The 20221-nt window shown below is 47.0% G+C and carries 19 protein-coding genes and 1 pseudogene; 10 read left to right on the forward strand and 10 right to left on the reverse strand.

Annotated features, from left to right (window positions below; translation table 11 throughout):
* Positions 1-12: 12 nt before the first annotated feature.
* Together coaD and waaA are read right to left on the reverse strand one after the other, a co-directional pair.
* Positions 13-492, reverse strand: a complete 480-nt coding sequence (coaD, locus tag HVY19_RS00485) for a pantetheine-phosphate adenylyltransferase (RefSeq protein ID WP_181682492.1) — start codon at positions 490-492, stop codon at positions 13-15.
* A gap of 8 nt (positions 493-500) precedes the next feature.
* Positions 501-1778, reverse strand: a complete 1278-nt coding sequence (gene waaA, locus HVY19_RS00490) for a lipid IV(A) 3-deoxy-D-manno-octulosonic acid transferase (RefSeq protein ID WP_181682493.1) — start codon at positions 1776-1778, stop codon at positions 501-503.
* 410 nt (positions 1779-2188) lie between these two features.
* Here waaA and HVY19_RS20730 point away from each other — a divergent pair.
* From HVY19_RS20730 to HVY19_RS00520, 7 genes and pseudogenes are all read left to right on the forward strand, one after another.
* Positions 2189-2302: pseudogene (locus tag HVY19_RS20730) on the forward strand (lipopolysaccharide core heptosyltransferase RfaQ); the annotation flags it as partial.
* The gene (locus HVY19_RS00495) at positions 2302-3426 is read left to right on the forward strand and encodes a glycosyltransferase family 4 protein (RefSeq protein ID WP_181682494.1); all 1125 of its coding nucleotides are present in this window, start codon (positions 2302-2304) and stop codon (positions 3424-3426) included. The pseudogene HVY19_RS20730 and the gene HVY19_RS00495, both read left to right, overlap by 1 nt.
* 9 nt (positions 3427-3435) lie before the next feature.
* Positions 3436-4128, forward strand: a complete 693-nt coding sequence (gene rfaY, locus HVY19_RS00500) for a lipopolysaccharide core heptose(II) kinase RfaY (protein WP_181682495.1) — start codon at positions 3436-3438, stop codon at positions 4126-4128.
* Between the two features lie 148 nt (positions 4129-4276).
* On the forward strand, positions 4277-5074 hold the full coding sequence (gene waaZ / locus HVY19_RS00505; RefSeq protein ID WP_181682496.1) for a 3-deoxy-D-manno-oct-2-ulosonate III transferase WaaZ: 798 nt from the start codon (positions 4277-4279) through the stop codon (positions 5072-5074).
* 23 nt (positions 5075-5097) lie between these two features.
* Positions 5098-6162, forward strand: a complete 1065-nt coding sequence (gene rfaQ / locus HVY19_RS00510; RefSeq protein WP_181682497.1) for a lipopolysaccharide core heptosyltransferase RfaQ — start codon at positions 5098-5100, stop codon at positions 6160-6162.
* Positions 6163-6179: 17 nt separating this feature from the next.
* Positions 6180-6977, forward strand: a complete 798-nt coding sequence (gene rfaP, locus HVY19_RS00515; protein ID WP_181682498.1) for a lipopolysaccharide core heptose(I) kinase RfaP — start codon at positions 6180-6182, stop codon at positions 6975-6977.
* 2 nt (positions 6978-6979) lie between these two features.
* Positions 6980-7921 carry a glycosyltransferase family 8 protein gene (locus tag HVY19_RS00520; RefSeq protein ID WP_181682499.1) on the forward strand — a complete coding sequence of 314 codons (942 nt, stop codon included), beginning with the start codon at positions 6980-6982 and terminating at the stop codon, positions 7919-7921.
* Between the two features lie 58 nt (positions 7922-7979).
* Here HVY19_RS00520 and HVY19_RS00525 read toward each other — a convergent pair whose 3' ends face one another.
* The 6 genes from HVY19_RS00525 to rfaD form a co-directional block, all read right to left on the reverse strand.
* Positions 7980-8993: a glycosyltransferase gene (locus HVY19_RS00525; RefSeq protein WP_181682500.1), complete on the reverse strand. Its 1014-nt coding sequence runs from the start codon at positions 8991-8993 to the stop codon at positions 7980-7982.
* Between the two features lie 138 nt (positions 8994-9131).
* The gene (locus tag HVY19_RS00530; RefSeq protein ID WP_181682501.1) at positions 9132-10106 is read right to left on the reverse strand and encodes a glycosyltransferase; all 975 of its coding nucleotides are present in this window, start codon (positions 10104-10106) and stop codon (positions 9132-9134) included.
* Positions 10081-11325: an O-antigen ligase family protein gene (locus HVY19_RS00535; protein WP_181682502.1), complete on the reverse strand. Its 1245-nt coding sequence runs from the start codon at positions 11323-11325 to the stop codon at positions 10081-10083. The genes HVY19_RS00530 and HVY19_RS00535 overlap by 26 nt, the downstream gene beginning before the upstream one ends.
* Position 11326: 1 nt before the next feature.
* Positions 11327-12292 carry a lipopolysaccharide heptosyltransferase RfaC gene (gene rfaC, locus HVY19_RS00540; RefSeq protein WP_181682503.1) on the reverse strand — a complete coding sequence of 322 codons (966 nt, stop codon included), beginning with the start codon at positions 12290-12292 and terminating at the stop codon, positions 11327-11329.
* A 3-nt stretch (positions 12293-12295) separates the two neighbouring features.
* Positions 12296-13342: an ADP-heptose--LPS heptosyltransferase RfaF gene (gene rfaF / locus HVY19_RS00545; protein WP_181682504.1), complete on the reverse strand. Its 1047-nt coding sequence runs from the start codon at positions 13340-13342 to the stop codon at positions 12296-12298.
* A gap of 2 nt (positions 13343-13344) precedes the next feature.
* Entirely contained in the window at positions 13345-14277 is a 933-nt protein-coding gene (gene rfaD, locus HVY19_RS00550; protein ID WP_181682505.1) for an ADP-glyceromanno-heptose 6-epimerase, read from the reverse strand.
* Between the two features lie 215 nt (positions 14278-14492).
* Here rfaD and kbl point away from each other — a divergent pair, with 215 nt between their 5' ends.
* From kbl to HVY19_RS00565, 3 genes are all read left to right on the forward strand, one after another.
* Positions 14493-15689 carry a glycine C-acetyltransferase gene (kbl, locus tag HVY19_RS00555; RefSeq protein WP_181682506.1) on the forward strand — a complete coding sequence of 399 codons (1197 nt, stop codon included), beginning with the start codon at positions 14493-14495 and terminating at the stop codon, positions 15687-15689.
* Between the two features lie 9 nt (positions 15690-15698).
* On the forward strand, positions 15699-16724 hold the full coding sequence (tdh, locus tag HVY19_RS00560; protein WP_181682507.1) for an L-threonine 3-dehydrogenase: 1026 nt from the start codon (positions 15699-15701) through the stop codon (positions 16722-16724).
* Positions 16725-16955: 231 nt separating this feature from the next.
* On the forward strand, positions 16956-17990 hold the full coding sequence (locus HVY19_RS00565; RefSeq protein ID WP_181682508.1) for a glycosyltransferase: 1035 nt from the start codon (positions 16956-16958) through the stop codon (positions 17988-17990).
* Here HVY19_RS00565 and HVY19_RS00570 read toward each other — a convergent pair.
* Together HVY19_RS00570 and envC are read right to left on the reverse strand one after the other, a co-directional pair.
* Positions 17977-18933, reverse strand: a complete 957-nt coding sequence (locus HVY19_RS00570) for a divergent polysaccharide deacetylase family protein (RefSeq protein WP_181682509.1) — start codon at positions 18931-18933, stop codon at positions 17977-17979. The two genes, HVY19_RS00565 and HVY19_RS00570, sit on opposite strands and share 14 nt — an antisense overlap.
* A 3-nt stretch (positions 18934-18936) precedes the next feature.
* Complete coding sequence (gene envC, locus HVY19_RS00575) at positions 18937-20220, reverse strand: murein hydrolase activator EnvC (RefSeq protein WP_181682510.1); 1284 nt, start codon at positions 20218-20220, stop codon at positions 18937-18939.
* Between the last annotated feature and the right edge of the window lies 1 nt (position 20221).

Genomic DNA, 20221 nt, shown 5'->3' on the forward strand with positions numbered 1-20221 from the left:
GGAGACGGCGCTTTACTTCAGCTTGTCCAGTAACGCCTGGTGAATATTCTCGGGCAGGAAATGGGCGACTTCACCGCCATGACGCGCCACTTCTTTCACCAATGAAGAAGAGATGAACGACCACTCTTTGGACGGCATCAGAAACACGCTTTCGAGCTCGGGCATGAGATGACGGTTCATATGGGCCAGTTGCATCTCATATTCAAAGTCAGCAACGGCGCGCAAACCACGGATAAGAATATTGGCTTTCTGCTCATGGGCAAAGTTCGCCATCAAATCGCTAAATCCTAACACTTCAACGCCAGGAAGATGTGCGGTTGCCTGCTGCGCCAGCGCGACACGTTCTTCTAGCGTGAACATCGGTTTTTTACTGGGACTTGCAGCAATGGCCAGAATGACATGGTCAAACATCCGTGTGGCACGAGTGATGATGTCGATATGGCCGTTCGTCAACGGATCAAAAGTACCTGGATAAATCGCCCGTTTTTGCATAACGGCCCTCAATGCGTTTTCGGTGGCAGATAAGGTTCCAGCAGTTGCAGTAAACGCTGAAGCGCGCCCTGGTTTTGATACAGAACTTCAACTGCGTGACGACCATAGAAGTTACGATAATCAGCATCGGTCAGTAAAGAGGAAACCTCTTTGGCAAGGCTGGCCGCATCGGTGACGGTAATCAAACCGCTGGCCTGTTCCAGGCGGGCACAAATATCTTTGAAGTTTAACGTGTGCGGACCCATCAATACGGGGATGGCGTGTGCGGCGGCTTCCAGTGGGTTATGCCCCCCACGTTCAACCAACGATCCACCAACAAAAGCGAGATCTGCAATTCCGTACAGCAGCATCAGTTCGCCCATTGTATCGCCAACGACAACCTGGGTGCTGGCAGAGGGCACCTCGCCTGATGAGCGAGTGGTATAGCTTAAGCCAGCCTCACGCACGAGATTTATGGCATCCGGGAAGCGCTCAGGATGACGCGGCACAAGGATGAGCAGAAGATTAGGAAACTGATGTAATAAAATCTGATGAGCGGCAATGACGATGCTTTCTTCGCCTTCGTGCGTGCTGGTGGCGATCCACACTGGGCGATGCGGTGCCCATTGGCGGCGGAGCGTGACAGCCTTCGCGGCGAGCTGCGGCGTGACGGAAATATCGAACTTGAGGCTGCCAGTGACGGTCACCTGATTATTCTTTGCACCCAGCTTGATGAAGCGTTGTCCATCTTCTTCATTTTGTGCGGCGATGAGCGTAATGCGGCGCAGAAGGCGGCGAACAAATTTACCCAGTTTCGTATAACCTTCAGCAGAACGCGCAGAAAGGCGGGCATTGGCGATCACCAACGGAATATGTCGTTTGTGCAGCGCGGCAATCAGATTCGGCCACAACTCCGTTTCCATGATCAGTACCAGCTTAGGGTCGACCTTCTTCAGGAAGCGCGCCAGCGCATCGGGTAAGTCATAGGGAAGATAAACGTGCTGGACATCGCTGCCGAAGGCGGACTGGACACGCTCGGAACCCGTCGGCGTCATCGTGGTGACGGTGATCGGCAGATCGGGATAACGGTGCCGCAGGGCGCGAACTAACGGGATAGCTGCTAATGTTTCACCAACAGAGACGGAATGAAGCATGATCCCGCCAGGCTTCAGGGGACGGCGATAGAAGCCGTAGCGTTCGCCCCAGCGTTTACGGTAGGCCGGGGCCTTACGTCCGCGCACCCAGAGCCGTATCCAGATCAAGGGCTGAATAAGGTAGAGAAGAGCGGTGTAAAGCAATTCGAGCATAGTAAATAGCTGACTTAGGGATGTGCTGGGGATTCTATGTATTTAGTCAGGGCTTTACCATTACTTTTCCTGATTTTGACTTAAATAGCCTTAAGTGCGGCTAATTCAGTACCCGGACTACACATTTTTTGCATTTTTATGCCAATTATTGATGTCGGCTTTCCCAGCCTTTCTCTACAGAATCCAGGGGCGGACGCGAAAGTGCTGAAATAATGAGTATCGGACTGATTCAAATATGAAAAAATCCCAATTTGGCTAACTTTCATTCGAGTCGGATTGAAGCGAAAGAAGTGGTACACTAGCGTGTAAAAGTCAGTGCGGTATCAGTAATCAGGTAGCTGTTGAGCCTGGGGCGGTAGCGTGCTTTTTTCTGCTTACCTTTGCCGGATAATCACAAAAAAGAGTCGCATGTGGAAAAGCCTTTTCGAAAAATTCTGGTCATAAAGATGCGTTTTCACGGGGGAATGTTATTAACAGCTCCTGTAATCAGTAACGTGCAATTTAATGCAATGGATGCGTCATTATGATTGTTGCTTTTTGCTTGTATAAGTATTTTCCGTTCGGTGGATTACAGCGTGACTTTATGCGGATTGCGCAAACCGTTGCTGCGCGTGGCCATCAGGTTCGTGTCTATACACAATCCTGGGATGGCGAGTGTCCTGATGTTTTTGAACTCATCCGCGTACCGGTGAAATCGCGAACAAACCATGGGCGTAATGCTGAATATTATGCCTGGGTGCAGGCGCATTTGCGTGAACACCCGGTAGATCGCGTGGTCGGTTTTAATAAAATGCCGGGGCTGGATGTTTATTATGCCGCCGACGTCTGTTACGCCGAGAAGGTCGCCCAGGAAAAAGGTTTTTTTTACCGACTGACATCGCGTTATCGTCATTATGCTGCGTTTGAACGGGCAACATTTGAGCAAGGAAAAGCAACCCAGTTGCTCATGTTGACGGATAAGCAGATTGCTGACTTTCAGAAACATTATCAGACTGAGGCGGATCGTTTTCATATTCTGCCGCCAGGGATTTATCCTGATCGAAAATATAGCGAGCAAATTCCCAACGCCCGCGACGTATACCGTCGGAAGAATGGCATCACGGAGCAGCAACACTTATTGTTGCAGGTAGGCTCGGACTTTACCCGCAAGGGGGTGGATCGATCCATTGAAGCGTTGGCTTCATTACCGGCATCATTACGACATAACACACTCTTGTATATTGTTGGTCAGGATAAACCGCGAAAGTTCGAAGCGCTGGCGGAAAAGCGTGGCGTAAGGGGTAATGTGCATTTCTTTTCAGGAAGGAATGACGTTGCGGAATTAATGGCCGCCGCGGATTTATTGTTGCATCCGGCCTATCAGGAAGCCGCGGGTATCGTTTTACTTGAGGCAATTACCGCCGGCTTGCCTGTCATCACGACTGCAGTATGTGGTTATGCGCATTACATTGCCGATGCTAATTGCGGCATGACAATCGCAGAGCCTTTTCGCCAGGAAACGTTGAACGACATTTTACGTAAAGCATTAACGCAACCACCGTTGCGCACTGCATGGGCGGAAAACGCGAGACATTATGCAGATACGCAAGATTTGTACACTCTGCCGGAGAAGGCAGCGGATATTATTATTGGTGGTCTTGATGGATAAGTTGATATTATGATTGCATATACGCGATATCGGGGTTTTTCATTTTACTTCAAAGATAATGATGAAAAATATAAAAAGATCTTTGATGAAGTTCTCTCCTACAATTTTAAAACAGTAAAAGTATTAAGAAATATTGACGATACCAAAGTATCTTTAATTGATACCCAATATGGTCGGTATGTGTTTAAAGTTTTTGCTCCCAAAACGAAAAGGAATGAGCGTTTCTTTAAATCCTTCGTTAAAGGGGATTACTATAAGAGCCTCATCCTTGAAACGGATCGGGTACGCAATGCGGGATTGACATTTCCTAATGATTTTTATTTTCTGGCAGAGCGCAAAATTTTCAATTATGCCAGCGTATTCATTATGCTGATTGAGTATGTCGAGGGTGTTGAACTTAACGATATGCCTGCGGTTCCAGAAGAAGTTAAAAAAGAAATAAAATCGTCAATGGAACGGTTGCATGCATTAAATATGCTATCTGGCGATCCTCATCGTGGCAATTTTATTGTCAGTGATAATGGTGTCCGCATTATTGATCTTTCCGGAAAAAGCTGTAATGCCGAGAGGAAAGCGCGTGACCGTATTGCGATGGAAAGACATTTAGGGATTCCTAATGAAATTAAAGATTTCGGGTACTATTCTGTAATATATAAAGCTAAATTACGTAAATTTATCAAAAAAATTAAAGGTAAGGCGTAAACTCGTCTTTGATATGGAAAGTTTGTTGTCGTCACTGACGAATTTAAGGCGCATGTGTCTGTATTCACATCAGGATAAACATATAAAAACCATTATGAGAAGTAAAAGGCATGTATAAATAATAATATTTGTCAAGGCGAGATAGAGAATGGAAAGCGTAGACTTCCTTTACCTTAAACAAGGTGATGTTGAGAACATAATAAACAATAAGTCCAGCAGCGATGTTATTATTTTTCTGTCTGGTAAAAGTTCTCACGATACTCCCCTTAATATTCTGCGTAACAACGATACGATCGCCGTCAATGGTTCAGCGACGTATCTCATTAATAATGATATTGTTCCCTTTATTTATCTGGTAACAGATAAGAAATTTTATCAGGCAAAACCAGATGAGTTTTGGAACAGCATTGATAAAAGCAAATATTCCATCATTAGCTTTGATCTATATAATAAAGCGAAGAGTGAAGACAAAGAAGTATTGCGCAGGAAATGTTTGATTTTAAAAGACGTATATACCAACCAGTTTGGTGGACCGTTAGAGATAGTAAAGTATTTTTTTAAGTCCGAAAAATCACCGGATATAAAAATCCATATTCCACTTTTTTGGCGAAGCCGAAAAGTAGGTTTTTCGTGTGATATCGTCAAAGGTTACTGTCCATGCCATACTGTAGCCTTTGGTGCTATGCAAATCGCCTATAGTTTAAAGTATAGAAGAATCATTTGCTCTGGTCTGGATATGAATGAATCCACAGGGCGTTTTTACGAAAACCCTGAAAGCAAAGAAAAGAATGCTCTTCCATGCAGGCTGGATTACGACTTCAAAAAAGTGATGGCATATTTTATTTTTATGCAGAAAAATGTTGATATTAAAGTATTTAATATGTCGACTCACACTCGCGTTCCTTATGAAGTGATACCTTTTATATCACCAAGCGAACTTGGCTAAAAAATATTGCGATTAATTTGCGAATGCTAAAAAAACCAAAAAAGATACTTATCATTAAGCTCAAATTTCAAGGTGATGTTTTGCTCACAACGCCCGTAATTAATACGTTGAAGCAACACTATCCTGATTCTGCTATTGATATGTTAGTTTATAATTCAACAAAGCAAATTATAAGCGAAAATGATAAAGTAAATAATATCTATGGTATGGAGGACAGAAAGTCAACCATACTGAAAAAAATTCAGAACAGTTATTCTTTGATCAAAGAATTTCGTAAGAATAAATATGATATTATTATTAATCTGTCAAGCCAGATTGGTCTTGGGTTATTCTTACGCATGATTCCTGCGGGTTTAAAAATAGGATTTAACTATGGTCGACGTAACTCGCGATACTGGGTCAATTCCTACGATAAAACCCTGGATGATGCCGGTGAACATATTGTCGAGCAAAATCTTTCAATTTTAACCCTTTTGGGGATTAACGATGTGGTTCCGATGACATCGATGCCTTATGACAATCGTCACTGGCTAACCTTATCCTCAAAGATGAAAGAGCAAGGTATATCAGAGCGATATGTAGTTATTCAGCCTACAGCCAGACAAGAATTTAAATGCTGGGATGAAGAAAAATTCTCACAGGTTATCGACTATTTGAATGCTAAAGGTATGGATGTCATTCTGACATCGGGGCCTGGGAAGGAAGATGCTGAGGTAATAAGTAAAATCGCTGAAAACTGCCAGCATCCTCCGGTGACCTGCTTTGCAGGAAAAACGTCTTTTCCTGAGCTTGCAGCCTTGATTGATCACGCCCAATTGTTTATTGGCGTTGATTCAGCGCCAGGACACATTGCGGCCGCCGTGGATACGCCAGTGGTCAGTCTTTTTGGCGCAACAAAATATAAGTTTTGGCACCCCTGGTCGGATAAGCTAGAGCTCATTTGGGCTGGCAACTATCAGACTATGCCAGAAAGGAAGTCGTTGGATCGTAATGCCCGATATATGTCTTGTATCCCCGCTGAGGATGTTATTTCTGCTGCAGAACGTGTTCTGGAAAAATACCCTGCCAAAAAGCATAGTGTGGATTAATTAAGTGGTGAATATTCATGGTTGAGTTAAAGGAACCCTTCCTTTCCCTCTGGAAAGGTAAAGATCCATTTCATGAGATTGAATTGCTTTCAGGTAAAGTTTTCCGAGCGCTTGAAACACGCAAAACATTCCGCTTTGAAGTGAACCAGACGGGATATTTTATTAAAATTCATTATGGCACCACGCTAAAAGAAGTATTGAAAAATCTTCTTTCATTCCGACTACCTGTTCTTGGAGCCGATCGTGAGTGGAAGGCGATTCATAAATTAAGTGATGCCGGTGTGGATACCATGCATGGTGTGGCTTTTGGGATGAAAGGCTTAAACCCCCTGAAAATCACGTCATTCATTATTACTGAAGAGCTTGCTAATACCATTAGTCTGGAAGATTATTGTGGCCCGTGGAAGCAGCATAAGCCTGAGTTTAATGAGAAACGAAAAATCATTCGTCGATTAGCTGAGATGGTCAGAGATATGCATATCGCTGGGGTGAATCATCGCGATTGCTATTTATGTCACTTTCTTCTGCATCTGCCTTATGAACATACCCATCACATCCCTAAGTTATCCGTTATCGATTTGCATCGTGCACAAATTCGAAGCCGTGTCCCTCTCCGTTGGAGAAATAAAGATTTAATTGGTTTGTATTTTTCATCATTGGATGTAGGGCTAACGCGAAATGATATCTGTTATTTCTTGAAAATCTATTTCAACAATTCATTACGTAGTATTCTCGCCGAAGAACAGGATCTTTTGCAAACCGCGAAAAATAAAGCAGAGAAAATTAAAAAACGAACAGAGCGTAAAGGGCTATAAAAATGAAAAATAAAACGCCGATAAATGTCGTTTTTTGTTCTGATGGCAATTACATTGAGTATTTAGCCACAGCGTTAACATCAGTATATTTAAATAATATACAAGAAAACATAAAGTTCCATGTTTTCAGCTATGATATTGATGATGATAAACTGGATAAACTTAAAGAAACCAGTGCAGATATCACAGTATACCGTCTGGATGCTGATGAATTAGCTGGGTTTGATAACCAGTCATCCTTGGCTCATATCAATAAATCCACATATATTCGTTTATTAGTGCCTAGGCTCCTGCCAGTAGATGTGGAATATTTTGTTTACCTCGATGTTGATGTTCTCTGTTTTTCTTCGCTGTCTGAGTTAAGAGACATTGATATATCCGGTCGCATTTGTGCTGTCGTCAGTGATAACAGTGATGAAATTAATCACAAAAATAACCTGCGCTTAGGCGTAGATGGCGATAAATATTTCAACGCCGGGTTTATGTACGTCAACAAGCAACGCTGGTTGGATAATGATATTGAATTTAAAACACAAAATATCCTCAGTGAGCGTAAAGGTGCACTGAAATATCTCGACCAGGATGCCCTTAATTTAGCATTACGTGACCAGGTGGTGTTTATAGATAAGAAATGGAATTTTCTTTATACACTACTCAGTGAAGATAAAAAAGAAAGCTTTTTATACAATGCTGAAAAATTACCCGTGATTATGCATTTTACGGGTGGCCGTAAGCCTTGGTATGTTGAACACACAGGGGCTGCGCAGTATTTATATCTTTTTTACCGCAACTTTACTGCCTGGCGTTTGACGCCGCTAAGAAGCTATAAAGAAAGAATGCGACCCACCGACTATCGTGTGTATGCTCGCCAGGCATTCAGGAAAGGTAAACTTCTGGACGCGTTGAAATTCTATATTGGCTATTTGCAAAAAAAATGCAAGTAATGACAGGCAACTAAGCGGTGCGCTGGCGATGCTACATTCGCCAGCGCGTAAGTGATGTTTATTTTTTTGTCCATTTACGCCAGGTATAGCGTAAGTAAGTTTTATAGCTATCAAGACGCTTGCCAAGATACTTTTCGTGTACTGATTTTTTCTTGAGTTGCTTTAACGTACTGGCTTCAAAAAGTGGTTTATCACGCCACATGGATGCTTCGTAGATATCCTTAAAGTACTTAACTGCTGGATATTCTTGTGCCCATTCGAACCAGGGTTTAGTAACGCCAACAAAATGTATCAGTACCGTATTGTCGGTAATAATCTCTTTATAGCGAACATTATTTTTGATTTTAGGTTCGTCATCAAAATTATAGAAGTTGTTATAATGACGATCCATGAATAGCACTTTCCCTTTTACCAGAAGATTCAACGCATCCTGGTCAGGAAAGGTCAGTTTAGGGGCCAGCGATTCATTGCCAAACGTTTCAATGACACTTTGTAGTATATTATCTTCTCGCCACTTCTTCAGGTCGATGTAAAGCATACCGGTATTGAAATAAGTATCCGGCTCAAAACCAAAAACGTTGACTGCCCTCTTCTGCATCATATCCACATCACGAACCGCAGCCAGAATATTATCCCCCATATCCAGATTAAGGAATGGGCGCAGGCTTCCTTTACAGATAATATCCGCATCAAGATAAAGCACGTGATCTGTATACGATTGTAGGTACTCACAGGTCAAAAAGCGATAATAAGCGGCATAAGAGTAACGAACAGTATAGGGGAATTTATTAAAATAATTGTTATCTATCAGGTATAAGGTGATCTTTGTATTATGCTGCTCGGCAACTTTTTGCAAACGGAGTGCGAAGTCGTCGTCAACGTAATCAGAAAATATGTGAAAATGTAATGGAATATCGGCGTTATAAGTCAGTACAGAAGTGAGAGATATACATGCGCCAAACAAAAAACTTCTATTTACACCATAGGCAATATGTAAACAATCACTCTCGTTCTCATTAATAAGGCCACCAGAGAAGCTTCTCTGGTTTAATATCGGTTGTTCGCCAAACATAATGATATCCATACAATAATTTTGTCGGATGATACCATAGTAGGGTAGTTTTTGCTATAGATTGCCCTTTACTGAGGTATCACCATTGAAATCTAATCTTATCTCATCCCTGAGTTTTATGATAAAATTTCCGTTATGTTATCGTAACTTTTGCAAAAAATGATATTTGAGTTTGGAAACATAAATATCAATTTTATAAAGTCTAATCTTTATGAATGCCTTAAATCGTGGCTTATCAATTTGACATGGCGAGCATGTCGCATTTAGTTTTTCTATAATTTGAACTTCTTCTTCGGTATATTTATAATACCCGTGCATCTTCCGTGTTTTCTTTCTTAATTCGATATAGCAATTAATCAGTGCAGGGACAAGATAATCCAGCTTATCCTCGTACGTTTTCGTATATGTAATCAGGCTGTTTAAGGCCTGGAACATATCCTTCACATCTTCTTCGCAGTGATTTTCCGTAATACTGTTACTGTTAACTCGGTAGTAATAAAGCGTTTTATCGAGCACACAGATTTTCTCACTTTTCAGATACTGAGCTGGCGTAAACGTCACATCCTCATAGTAGCGAAGTTTTTCCGGGAAACGGTCATCTGCTATCAGCGATCTACGAAAAACACGACTCCAGACCTGCCAGTAAGAGGCCTGAAAAGTCCGTTGCATGATAGTATGATAATCGGGGTTTTCCGGAATGTGAGCTTCGTCAGAGGTCGGTTGCGAAAACTCTTCAAAGTTGCGCGTCCAGTTAAACGCAATGATGTCATATTGCTGCGTCCTGACTTTTGGCATGATTGTGTCATAAAAGTCATGGTGCAACGCGTCATCACCATCGATAAAAGCGACGTATTCACCGCGGCTCAGTCTTATGCCTTCATTACGTGCAACAGAAACTCCCCGCTGTTGCTGCGGGTAATAAATTATCTGCGGATGGTCAGCAATCTGTTCCCTAATGATTCGATCGGAATCGTCAGTGGAACCGTCATTGACAATGATAAGCTCACAATCCATTGGCATTTTATTAATCACTGAAGTTATTGCCTCAGCGATAAAATGTTCATTATTGCGTGTGGCAATAATGATGCTAAGAAACAATTTTGCTGTCATCATGGACTTTCTTATTTAATAATAGGCTAAAAGCAATACACAGGGTTGTGACGATCGGAATGTCTCGGGCATAAAATAAGACATCACTTAACCCAAATAATAATAATGATAGTGTTATTCCGAATAAGGTGATGTTGCGAAAACGTATTGCACTCCACAGCAGAGAGAGGTAAAAAGCAATAACCAATAATACTCCCGAAACCCCTTTTAGGGATAGCGCTTCAACTATTTCATTATGCAAATGAACGTTTGCGAATACCATTGCACCATTTAATTTTTTATCTTTAACACTCGCAGCGTGAATCGCTGAGGCACGACTTTCGATTGATTGACCAATAATTGAATATTTGGCGGTGAGAATTCCCACTTCGAACATGGCGAGTCGTGCCCCCACAGATGTCCGGCTATTATTATTTTGATAGCTGTTAACATCCTGCATCAGATTATTTGCACGGCTCATCACTATGTCTTTCATAGCGAAAAGTACCGCAATGACGACAATAAAGAAAATAGTGGTTATTTTCATCAATGTTTTGGTGTTTTTAATAAACTGCATAAACAGCATGATGAAAATAATTACCGGGAACGACAATATTGCCGCGCGAGTTTCGGTTAAGAACAGCGTAAATAACGTTATGGCAAACGCCGCAAAGAAATAGAAGATAAAACCTTTTGGCTGCTGATTAAGCAGGTAGCCACAAACGGTGACCCCAAGTATTGCTGTCGCGTAGCCTGTAGTTGTAGCCAGCAAAAACGCAAGCGTGATGCGCGGCGTCGGTTGTTGCAGATACGCATAAATGAGGCACACCGCGAGGAGCGCCATCGAGCAATAAAGAATGGTTTTGCGCATGCTTATTTTTGCAAGATGAAATGCCAATATGATGAACGCGCCTGAAATAAATATCCTTCCTGAGTAAAGATAGGAGCGATATGTTCCGGAGAAATCACTGTGCTTGGGCTTAAAGATATCAAGCCAGATGAGATTTGATAGCCCTAACAATAGCACCACGCCTGGTAATAATAAGAATGCCTTCTGCGAAAGGACTTCTTTCCATTGAGTAAGGATCATGACTACTGCAACAAGACTGCTCAGCGTGAAAATTTTGGTCGCGGCATTAACGTCCAGAATAAAAAGTGCACTTAAAGAAGCAAGAGTACCAAAACATAAAATCCAGTATCCTCCTTTTTGAATTGCAGACAACTGTGCTGTCTTTGTGATCATCTCATTTACTCAGGGTTGTTAGTTTTTTCTTTACAGCATAAGGCGTAATGCTGTTCGTTGCATTGTCAGATGATTTCATCTCAACCTGGTTTTTTCCATAACCACCAATTAAGCCCGGATCCGTCGGGCCATATAATGTCATATTAGGTCGATCGAGTGCAGCAGTCAGATGGCTTAAGCCTGTATCGACTGACACCACAAACTTTGCGCCTGCCAGTACGTGCGCCACTTCTTCCAGGGACATCTTCGGTAAGACATCGACGTAATCAAACCCTTCCGCCATTCTCTTAGCACGCGCTTCTTCATGCGAGGCTCCCCAGGGCAGTTTGATGCGAATACCCTCATCACCCAGCAAGCGAATCAGTTCCCGCCAGTTGTTCTCCGGCCAGTGTTTATCATCGCGAGTAGTGGCGTGTAAAAATACCGCGTAAGGCTGAGAATCGGCATTTCTATGAGTAAGAAAATGCTGCGCGATGGCGTAATTACCCTGCGAAGCCGGCTTTTGATAGCCCAGACTCTGCGCAAACAGTTCACGGGTGCGCTCCACCGCGTGCTGCTGTTTGGCGATGTGATGGCGACGGTTGTAGAACAGACTCGCCAGCGGTTCGCGGGCGGTTTGCCAGTCCATGCCGTGCTTCGTGCCATGTGCCAGACGGGTAACCAATGCGGCACTCTTTACCAGCCCCTGGGCGTCGATAATCGCATCATAATGCTCAGCCTGTACAGCATCCCGGAAGGCCTTGCGCTCCGCTTTAATAGGGGCTGAAAACCAGGCTTTGCGCCAGCGACGGATCGCCACTGGGATCACCCGTTCAACAGCGGCATGCCAGGTGGGTATCTGTGCAAAACCCTCTTCAACGACCCAATCAAAACGAATCCCAGGAATAGCCTGTTGTGCATCCGTCAGCGCTGGAAGCGTATGTAACACATCACCCATTGAGGATGTTTTGACGATCAAAACCCGCATGCGTCAGGCATCCTCTTGTAGCAACAGGCTGTTGAGTTCTTCCAGAACGCGCGCGGGCGTAATGTCGATCAGACTTTGATGATAGCCTTCTGCCGCGCCGCCTTTCCGCACTTTGTGATAGCCGGTAATCAGGCGAATCACGCGCGCCTTATGTGACAGCGGAGGTGTGAAATCCGGGCTGCTCGGGCCATACAGCGCAACCAGAGGACGGTTTAATGCCGCAGCAACATGCATCAGACCAGAATCATTAGTCACGACAGCCTTGCAGGCACCAAGCAGAATAACAGCCTGTTCCAGTTGCGTCTCGCCTGCAAGATTGCGGCACCACGCCTGCTGTTCATCACTTAATGTCGCCAGAATTTCATTTCCGGCTTCGTGATCTTTCGCCGAACCGAACAGCACCACCTGGTAGCCTTCATCAATAAGCTGTTTCGCCAGTTCCGCATAGTGATAGTGCGGCCAGCGCTTAGCCGGACCGAACTCCGCGCCGGGGCAAAAGCCAATCATCGGACGTTCGTCAGATAACGAAAACGCGCTGCAGGTTAACGACTTTTCACCGTCGCTCACCTGAAGCTGTGGCCATAACAACGGCTGAGGCAGATCTTTCGCACTGCGCATTACGCCCTTGTCATACGCCAACGCCACATAGCGTTCCACCATGAGCGGCCAGGCGTCTTTGTCCAGCACGCGCGCATCGTTCAGCAGGCCATAGCGCATTTCACCACGCCAGCCGGTGCGATGAGGGATCCCCGCAAAGAACGGTACCAGAGCGGATTTAAACGAGTTAGGCAGTACGTAGGCGCGATCATAGCGTTTATCACGCAGAGAGTGGCCGAGCTTGCGACGTTCGCCCAGTTCCAGCGCACCGTGGCCCAGCGGCATTGCAATCGCCTCATTGACTTCCGGCATACGTGATAACAGCGGACGGCACCACGCAGGTGCCATCACATCGATTATCGCCTGAGGATAGCGCGCTTTGAGCGTGCGATAGAGACTTTGCGACATCATCATGTCGCCCACCCAGGATGGGCCCACTACGAGTATTTTCATACTTACGCGTCGCGGTTCAGCCAGACCATATATTCCGTTACGCCTTCGGTAACAGTTTTAAATGGCTTGTCGTAGCCTGCGGCGCGCAGGTTAGTCAGATCGGCCTGGGTGAATGCCTGATAGCGGCCTTTCAGTTTATCCGGGAAGGGGATGTACTCAAGATCGCTTTTCTTGTGAAACGCCAGCGTGGCATCGGCCACGGCCTGGAAGGATTCGGCACGACCGGTTCCCAGGTTAAAGATCCCGGAAACACCGTTTTCCAGGAACCACAGATTCACCGCTGCGACGTCACCCACGTACACGAAGTCACGTTTGAAATTCTCACTACCTTCGAACAGCTTCGGCGTTTCGCCGTTATTGAGTTGCGTGTTGAGGTGGAAAGCCACGCTCGCCATGCTGCCTTTATGACCTTCACGCGGCCCATAAACGTTGAAATAGCGGAAGCCGACAATCTGCGAATTTGCTTCAGGAAGGATCTGACGAACATACTCGTCAAACAGGAGCTTGGAGTAGCCGTAGACGTTCAGCGGTTTTTCATATTCGCGAGACTCGATAAAGTCCGACGTGCGCCCACCGTAGGTGGCGGCTGAAGACGCGTACAGGAATGGAATTTCACGTTCCAGGCAGTAGTGCAGCAGCTCTTTGGAGTACTGATAGTTATTATCCATCATGTACTTACCATCCCACTCAGTTGTGGAAGAACAGGCACCTTCGTGGAAAATTGCTTCAACATCGCCGAAATCTTCTCCGGCCATAATCTGAATCAGGAAATCTTCTTTATCCATGTAGTCGGCAATGTTCAGATCCACCAGGTTTACAAACTTGGTGCCGTCTTTCAGGTTGTCCACAACAAGAATATCGGTAATGCCTTTATCATTCAGGGATTTAACGATGTTGCTGCCGATAAAGCCCGCGCCGCCGGTAACGATGATCATAACTGTAACCTATGAATTTTGGAGTCAGAGACAATCTCAGACACGAATACTTCATATCATATCACTACATAGCTCAGGCTTCAGCCATTCACCGATCGGTTGTGTGGGTACGCGTGATTAATCCTGCATTTTTAAGAAGTGATAATGCGTCATCTCGTAACAGCGTCCATGGTTAGGTAAGATGTGCTGAAATTTGCCCGGTCTGGAGAATTGCAATGCGTGGGGATTTTTACAAACAGTTAACGAACGATCTTGAAACCGCCCGTGCGGAAGGATTGTTTAAGGAAGAACGCATTATTACATCTGCGCAGCAGGCAGATATCACTGTGGCAGATGGAAGCCACGTCATTAACTTCTGCGCCAACAACTATCTGGGTCTGGCGAATCATCCAGAACTGATTGCTGCGGCGAAGGCCGGGATGGATTCTCACGGCTTCGGCATGGCCTCCGTGCGTTTTATCTGCGGAACTCAGGACAGCCACAAGCAGCTTGAGAAGAAGTTAGCTGAATTCCTTGGGATGGAAGATGCCATTCTCTACTCTTCCTGCTTTGACGCGAACGGCGGTCTTTTCGAAACGCTGCTCGGTGCGGAAGATGCGATTATCTCCGATGCTCTGAACCACGCTTCAATTATTGATGGCGTACGTCTGTGTAAAGCAAAACGCTTCCGCTACGCCAACAACGATATGCAGGAACTGGAAGCGCGTCTGCAAGAAGCGCGCGAAGCGGGGGCACGCCACGTGCTGATCGCCACCGACGGGGTGTTCTCGATGGATGGGGTCATCGCCAACCTGAAAGGCGTGTGCGATCTGGCTGACAAATACAATGCGCTGGTGATGGTTGATGACTCTCACGCCGTGGGCTTTGTCGGTGAGAACGGTCGCGGCTCCCACGAATATTGCGACGTGATGGGGCGCGTAGACATCATCACCGGCACGCTGGGTAAAGCGCTGGGCGGTGCTTCCGGTGGTTACACTGCGGCGCGTAAAGAAGTGGTCGAATGGCTGCGTCAGCGCTCTCGCCCGTATCTGTTCTCTAACTCGCTGGCGCCGGCGATTGTCGCCGCTTCCATCAAAGTGCTGGAGATGGTCGAGTCTGGCGGTGAATTGCGCGATCGCCTGTGGGCCAACGCGCGTCAGTTCCGTGAGCAAATGTCTGCCGCCGGGTTTATCCTGGCCGGCGCCGATCACGCGATTATCCCGGTGATGCTGGGCGACGCGGTTGTGGCGCAGGAGTTTGCCCGCGAATTGCAAAAAGAAGGTATCTACGTCACGGGATTCTTCTACCCGGTGGTGCCAAAAGGTCAGGCGCGTATCCGTACTCAAATGTCTGCGGCGCATACCCCGGAACAAATAACACGCGCGGTTGCAGCGTTCACGCGCATTGGTAAACAACTGGGCGTCATTGCCTGAGGATGTAAGATGAAAGCGTTATCCAAACTGAAAGCGGAAGAGGGGATCTGGATGACTGACGTTCCGGAACCGGAAATCGGCCACAACGATCTGCTCATTAAAATCCGTAAAACAGCCATCTGCGGCACTGACGTTCACATCTATAACTGGGATGAATGGTCGCAAAAAACCATCCCGGTTCCTATGGTTGTCGGTCATGAATACGTTGGTGAAGTGGTGGGTATCGGCCAGGAAGTCAAAGGATTCAGCATCGGCGATCGTGTTTCCGGCGAAGGCCACATTACCTGCGGTCATTGCCGTAACTGTCGCGGCGGACGCACGCACCTGTGCCGCAACACCACGGGCGTCGGCGTAAACCGTCCGGGCTGTTTTGCCGAATATCTGGTGATCCCGGCGTTCAACGCTTTCAAAATTCCCGACAATATTTCTGACGATCTGGCCTCGATTTTCGACCCGTTTGGTAATGCGGTGCATACGGCGCTGTCGTTCGATCTGGTCGGTGAAGATGTGTTGGTGTCAGGCGCCGGTCCTATCGGCATTATGGCGGCAGCGGTGGCGAAGCACGTCGGTGCGCGCCATGTGGTCATTACCGACGTCAACGAATACCGGCTGGAACTGGCGCGTAAAATGGGCATCACCCGCGCGGTTAACGTGGCAAAAGAAAATCTTAATGACGTGATGGCCGAGCTGGGCATGACCGAAGGATTTGACGTGGGGCTGGAAATGTCCGGCGCGCCGCCAGCGTTCCGCACCATGCTGGATACCATGAACCACGGCGGTCGCATCGCAATGCTGGGTATTCCGCCTTCAGACATGTCTATCGACTGGACCAAAGTGATCTTTAAAGGGCTGTTCATTAAGGGCATTTACGGTCGTGAGATGTTTGAAACCTGGTACAAAATGGCGGCGCTGATCCAGTCTGGTCTGGATCTGTCACCCATTATTACCCACCGCTTCTCAATTGATGAATTCCAGAAAGGCTTTGACGCAATGCGTTCGGGGCAATCAGGGAAAGTGATCCTGAGTTGGGATTAATCGTAAAAGGCCGGATATTCCGGCCTTTTTTCTCAGGAAATTCCGGAAAGTTGTAAAGAAATGTCATTGTCATAAATATTACGTAATTGTGTAACACTCTTATTCTGCTGCATTCCCATTCCCCCTACCCTGAATGTATTGCCTGTATTTACAAATCTTATTTTTGCCTTAATCGTTTCTTAATAATAAGGCTGTACAAAGGCGATTAACTTCAGAGGTAATCGGTAATTTATGATGAACAATGCAAACAGACTCAGTGTTATTATCCCGTTATATAATGCGGGTAATGATTTTAAAGCTTGCATGGAATCTCTCATCGCGCAAACGTGGACTGCTCTTGAAATCATCATTGTTAATGACGGCTCAACGGACAATTCTATTGAAATAGCACAATATTATGCAGACAACTATCCGCACGTCCGGTTGCTGCACCAGGCTAACGCGGGGGCATCGGTTGCCCGCAACCGTGGGCTGGAAGCCGCTACAGGTCACTACGTCGCCTTTGTCGATGCCGATGACCTCACGTACCCTCATATGTACGAAACACTGATGACGATGGCGCTGGAAGATAATCTGGACGTTGCGCAGTGTAACGCTGACTGGTGTGGACGCGAAACCGGCGTCAGCTGGCAATCTATCCCTACCGACCGAATTCGTTCAACCGGAGTATTAACCGGCCCGGACTGGTTGCGGCTGGCGCTCTCTTCGCGCCGTTGGACGCACGTGGTATGGATGGGCGTTTATCGCCGTGAAGTGATCGAAAAAAATAACATTACATTTGTTCCTGGCTTACATCATCAGGATATTATCTGGAGCACAGAGTTTATGTTTAATGCTCTTCGCGTCCGTTATACCGAAGAGTCGCTCTATAAATATTTCCTGCATGACAATTCTGTGAGTCGATTAAAACGTCAGGGAAATAAAAATCTTAACTATCAGCGTCATTATATGAAGATTACCCGGCTGTTAGAAAAATTGAATCGTGATTATGCCGACCAAATTCCGATTTATCCGGAATTTCATCAACAAATTACCTGGGAGGCATTACGCGTTTGCCATGCGGTACGCAAAGAGCCCGATATTTTGACGAAGCAACGTATGATTGCGGAGATTTTTACCTCCGGGATGTACAAACGTATGATAACCAATGTGCGCAGCGCGAAAGCGGCCTATCAGGTGCTGCTGTGGTCTTTCAGACTGTATCAATGGCGTGACAAAACGCGGTCACACCGTCGAATTGCGCGTAAAGCGGTTAATTTGGGTTAACGTCGCCGGCTCGGGGCGCTTTGCCCCAACCCTGCCATTGATGCTGGAAATAGGCCACCAGTGTGCTCTGAGCGATACTTTCGCTGAGTACGTTAAAGAATCGGCTGGCATAGACCGGCTCTAAGGGCTTCTTCGGCTTACACAGCTTCACGCCACGAAATGGGTTTCTCGGTGGAGTGGTAGATGGCAGCGTATTATTGGGTGTGGAGGTGTCCACCTGCGGTTCATTGAGCAGGCTGCTCGGGCGTACCAGGGTGATATCCGCAGGCAGGTTGTACACCATCTGCTGCAGCACCCGCACCGTTGACGGATGCGGATGTCCAATCGCGATGGCAGAACCGTTGCGACGGGCAAGATCGATAGCGCGATTAAATTGACGGCGGATGTCTGCCTCGTTTTGCGTATCGTCGAGGAACACTTTGCGTTTTATGACCTTCACCCCCGTTCCGGAGGACGCACGCAGCGCCTGGCTGTTGCCAATGGTCATACTATCGAGAAAATACAAATCGTAGCGCTCCAGCGCCTGCATCACTTTTTGCATCCCGAACAGGCTGGAGGTCATCGCGCTGCCCATATGGTTGTTAAGACCGACGGCATACGGCACTTTACCGACCGCTTCACGAATAATCCGCTCTATTTCGTCGCTGCTCATCGCCGGACGCAGGGTGTCCTTCTCCAGCGGCTGCTTACTCAGCGGCGCCATTGGCAGATGGATCAGAACCTCATGTCCGCTGTTATGCGCTCTGGTGGCCATTTCTCGCGCGTGCGGCGCATTAGGCAGAACGGCCACGGAGATCGCGTTTGGCATTGCCAGCACCTGATTTTCGTAATGCGGACGATAGCCGAAATCGTCGATGACGATAGCGAGTTTGCCAGCAAAAACAGGGGAGACGAATGCCAGCAAGCTGGCGAATGAAAGAACGGTACGACGAAAATGCGGCAAAACTTATCTTCCCAACCACGGCTGTGGATTGACGGCCTGACCCTGGCGACGGATCTCAAAATAAAGCGATGGACGGCCCTGGCCACCGCTGCTACCTACCAGCGCGATAGGCTGGCCTGCGCGAACCTGCGTCCCGACGCTGACTAACGCGCTTTGGTTGTAGCCATAAAGACTCATATCACCCTTACCGTGTTCAACGACGACAACCAGCCCGTATCCTTGCAGCCAGTCGGCGAGGATCACCCGACCATCGGCAATGGCTTTCACCTCGGTGCCTTCAGACGCACCGATAACCATCCCTTTCCAACGTAGCTCACCCTGAAGCTGTTCGCCATAACGATGTAACGTTGGCCCACGAACCGGGTAGAACGCCTGACCGCGTGGGGAACCCAGTCCGCCGGTGCGAGACATCAGCGATTTTTCATTTTCGGTCGGTTTATAGGTGGTGCCTTTGCGGGTGGCTTCTTTTTGGCGATTGCGAACGGCTTCGGCTTCACGCGCTTCGCGCTCGGCGCGGGCTTTGGCAGCGGCTTCAGCGCGTGCAATGCTGCTGCGCAGACGAGATTCGTTGGCGCGCAGTTCGCTCAACTGCTGTTGGCCCTGCTGGATGGAGGACTCCAGCCCGGTGAGGGTTTTTTTACGTTCATTACGTGCCTGCTCCAGCTTCGCCTGCTGTGCACGCTGCTCATACAGCAGGGTTTGCTGTTGGCTCTGTTTCTCTTCCAGTTCAGCGCGCTGTGTGGCGACCTCTTCGCGCGTCTGCTTCAGTTGCGCGATAGTCTCCTGGCGCGCCTGGTTAAGATAGCCGAAATAGGCCTGCAAACGCTGGCCGCGCTGGCTTTCTTCACCGCTGAGTATGAGCTGGATACCCGTATGTTCACCCTGACGAAACGCCGCATCCAGTTGCGCGGCAAGGCTGCGTTCCTGGCTGGCTTTCTGCCGCTCCAGCTTAGCGATGGAAGCGTTCATCTCATCAATCTGTTTATTCAACTGGGCGAGGGTGTTTTGCGTTTCGCGTAGTTGACGTGCAGCAGCGGAGATCGCCTCCTCCTGCGCTTTCAGTTGGGCGAGCAGAGTGGCGCGTTGCTGTTGCTGTTGACGAACGGCACGTTCTTTAGCGGCGATATCCGCCTGAAGAGATTTAAGCTGATCGCGGTCATCCGCGTGGGCAGAAAAGGCGCACAACAATACGCCAGCGCTCACCACGCTGGCGTAAATCAAGGGCCTGACTGAAAACCATCGCGGTTTCGTGGCCCCAATGTTGGTATTAATCGCCTTTCCCCTCATG

It is taken from the genome of Citrobacter sp. RHB25-C09 (assembly GCF_013836145.1).
Lineage (GTDB): Bacteria > Pseudomonadota > Gammaproteobacteria > Enterobacterales > Enterobacteriaceae > Citrobacter_A.

What these genes read in the sequence shown, in the direction of transcription:
- coaD (WP_181682492.1), bottom strand. Translation starts at nt 492, where the DNA reads ATGCAAAAACGGGCGATTTATCCAGGTACTTTTGATCCGTTGACGAAC.
- waaA (WP_181682493.1), bottom strand. Translation starts at nt 1,778, where the DNA reads ATGCTCGAATTGCTTTACACCGCTCTTCTCTACCTTATTCAGCCCTTG.
- HVY19_RS00495 (WP_181682494.1), top strand. Translation starts at nt 2,302, where the DNA reads ATGATTGTTGCTTTTTGCTTGTATAAGTATTTTCCGTTCGGTGGATTA.
- rfaY (WP_181682495.1), top strand. Translation starts at nt 3,436, where the DNA reads ATGATTGCATATACGCGATATCGGGGTTTTTCATTTTACTTCAAAGAT.
- waaZ (WP_181682496.1), top strand. Translation starts at nt 4,277, where the DNA reads ATGGAAAGCGTAGACTTCCTTTACCTTAAACAAGGTGATGTTGAGAAC.
- rfaQ (WP_181682497.1), top strand. Translation starts at nt 5,098, where the DNA reads ATGCTAAAAAAACCAAAAAAGATACTTATCATTAAGCTCAAATTTCAA.
- rfaP (WP_181682498.1), top strand. Translation starts at nt 6,180, where the DNA reads ATGGTTGAGTTAAAGGAACCCTTCCTTTCCCTCTGGAAAGGTAAAGAT.
- HVY19_RS00520 (WP_181682499.1), top strand. Translation starts at nt 6,980, where the DNA reads ATGAAAAATAAAACGCCGATAAATGTCGTTTTTTGTTCTGATGGCAAT.
- HVY19_RS00525 (WP_181682500.1), bottom strand. Translation starts at nt 8,993, where the DNA reads ATGTTTGGCGAACAACCGATATTAAACCAGAGAAGCTTCTCTGGTGGC.
- HVY19_RS00530 (WP_181682501.1), bottom strand. Translation starts at nt 10,106, where the DNA reads ATGATGACAGCAAAATTGTTTCTTAGCATCATTATTGCCACACGCAAT.
- HVY19_RS00535 (WP_181682502.1), bottom strand. Translation starts at nt 11,325, where the DNA reads ATGATCACAAAGACAGCACAGTTGTCTGCAATTCAAAAAGGAGGATAC.
- rfaC (WP_181682503.1), bottom strand. Translation starts at nt 12,292, where the DNA reads ATGCGGGTTTTGATCGTCAAAACATCCTCAATGGGTGATGTGTTACAT.
- rfaF (WP_181682504.1), bottom strand. Translation starts at nt 13,342, where the DNA reads ATGAAAATACTCGTAGTGGGCCCATCCTGGGTGGGCGACATGATGATG.
- rfaD (WP_181682505.1), bottom strand. Translation starts at nt 14,277, where the DNA reads ATGATCATCGTTACCGGCGGCGCGGGCTTTATCGGCAGCAACATCGTT.
- kbl (WP_181682506.1), top strand. Translation starts at nt 14,493, where the DNA reads ATGCGTGGGGATTTTTACAAACAGTTAACGAACGATCTTGAAACCGCC.
- tdh (WP_181682507.1), top strand. Translation starts at nt 15,699, where the DNA reads ATGAAAGCGTTATCCAAACTGAAAGCGGAAGAGGGGATCTGGATGACT.
- HVY19_RS00565 (WP_181682508.1), top strand. Translation starts at nt 16,956, where the DNA reads ATGATGAACAATGCAAACAGACTCAGTGTTATTATCCCGTTATATAAT.
- envC (WP_181682510.1), bottom strand. Translation starts at nt 20,220, where the DNA reads ATGAGGGGAAAGGCGATTAATACCAACATTGGGGCCACGAAACCGCGA.